The organism is Actinoplanes sp. NPDC051633 (genome assembly GCF_040681735.1).
In the GTDB taxonomy this organism is placed as follows: domain Bacteria; phylum Actinomycetota; class Actinomycetes; order Mycobacteriales; family Micromonosporaceae; genus Actinoplanes.
The window spans coordinates 1-1,320 of record NZ_JBFAZH010001652.1; the positions used below are offsets into that span (position 1 = coordinate 1).

Annotated in this window: 2 protein-coding genes and 1 pseudogene; 2 read left to right on the forward strand and 1 reads right to left on the reverse strand. The window is 73.2% G+C overall.

The genetic code is table 11. From position 1 onward, the window contains the following. Nucleotides 1-431, forward strand: a pseudogene (locus AB0M20_RS43985) (polyhydroxybutyrate depolymerase); the annotation flags it as partial. Between the two features lie 108 nt (nucleotides 432-539). Continuing rightward, nucleotides 540-692 carry a hypothetical protein gene (locus AB0M20_RS43990; protein ID WP_364307486.1) on the forward strand — a complete coding sequence of 51 codons (153 nt, stop codon included), beginning with the start codon at nucleotides 540-542 and terminating at the stop codon, nucleotides 690-692. Nucleotides 693-732: 40 nt separating this feature from the next. Here the strand turns inward: AB0M20_RS43990 and AB0M20_RS43995 are convergent, their stop codons facing one another. Beyond that, the gene (locus tag AB0M20_RS43995) at nucleotides 733-1,284 is read right to left on the reverse strand and encodes a hypothetical protein (RefSeq protein WP_364307487.1); all 552 of its coding nucleotides are present in this window, start codon (nucleotides 1,282-1,284) and stop codon (nucleotides 733-735) included. Nucleotides 1,285-1,320 lie beyond the last annotated feature (36 nt).

Consider the following 1,320-nt stretch of genomic DNA (forward strand, 5'->3'; position numbering starts at 1 on the left):
CCAACGGCGCCGACATGAGCTTCCGGGCCGCGGTCGAGGCGACCGGCGTGTTCGCCGCGATCGGGGCGGTGAGCGGCGGATTCGGTGGTCCCCGGGTGGAGGCCGCCGACTACGAGCCGAAGAAGCCGGTCTCCGTGCTGACCATCATCGGCGCCCAGGACCAGTACTACGAGATCTTCCAGGCCGGCCTGACCAAGTGGCGTGAGCGGCTGACGTGCGAACCCGTCAAGACCCCTCCGACCGGCTCCAAGACGGTCAAGCGGTCCAGCGCCCGCTGTGCGGACGGGTCGGATCTCGAGGTGTACGTCGTCACCGACATGGGACACTCGTGGCCCGGAGCGGAGGACGGGCAGATGGCCGCCCCGGACGCGCCGATCGTGGCGACCGACCTGCTGTGGGACTTCTTCGCCGAGCACCCGCGGATCGGCTGACGGCCTCCGGGATCGACGACGCGATCTGGTTCCGGCACAACCCGTACGCCGGACGTCGGACGATCCGTGGGTGCGGTGGACCCGGGCCGGAGACACCGTCTACGCATTGTGGACGGTGACACGCTGAGCGCGCCGCCGTCCGTGGACGCCGCCTCGGCCCGGCCCGCCGACGGCACGCCCGTGCCCGATCTGACGAGGATCCCGTCGCAGGCGCCGGACGGCCCGGCCGTCGTCGGCTTCACGCTTCGCCGGGAGGCCTGAAGCAACGGGCGCTGCACACCGGCCGTTAGCGGCGTTGCTCTCAGCGCGTCACCACCCGTAGGACGGCGGCGCCGTCGGCGGTCCAGCCGGCCAGCTGGAGTGCGACCTCGCCGCGAGCGGGCCGCGGCTGCTTCGGCGCGGCCGTCGCGTCGGCGCAGAACTCGCCCCGCCCCCCGCCGGCGAAGAAGTAGGAGATCGTCCCGCAGGTGCCTCGCAGGGTGCCCGAGCCGCCGCCGCCGTTGCGCAGCGACATCTTGATCTCCACCTCGTCGTCCGCGACGACTCTGATCACCCTGAGCGTTCCGGTGCGCAGCTTGATCCGGGCCGGCCGGGACACCGCCACCTCGCAGGTGCCGTCGGCGCAGGCGGCCAGGCGGGTGCCGTCGGCGGCCGTGGCGTCCGATGCCGGCGGGGCGGTCGACGGGGTCGCCGGGACGGACGGCGCCGCCGGCGGCGATGTGGCCGGCGGCGCGGATGGCTGTGCGGACGGCTGGGTGGATGGCTGGGTGGTTGGCGGCGCAGCGCCAGGGCTGTCGGCGCAGGCGGCGATGAGCAGTACGGCGATCAGGCCGGGTATCCCACGAGTCCACATGGGACGACTGTGTCAGGCTGCCGTACACGGCCGGTA

Coding starts and splice junctions, on each gene's coding strand:
- AB0M20_RS43995 (WP_364307487.1), bottom strand. CDS start 1,284: ATGTGGACTCGTGGGATACCCGGCCTGATCGCCGTACTGCTCATCGCC.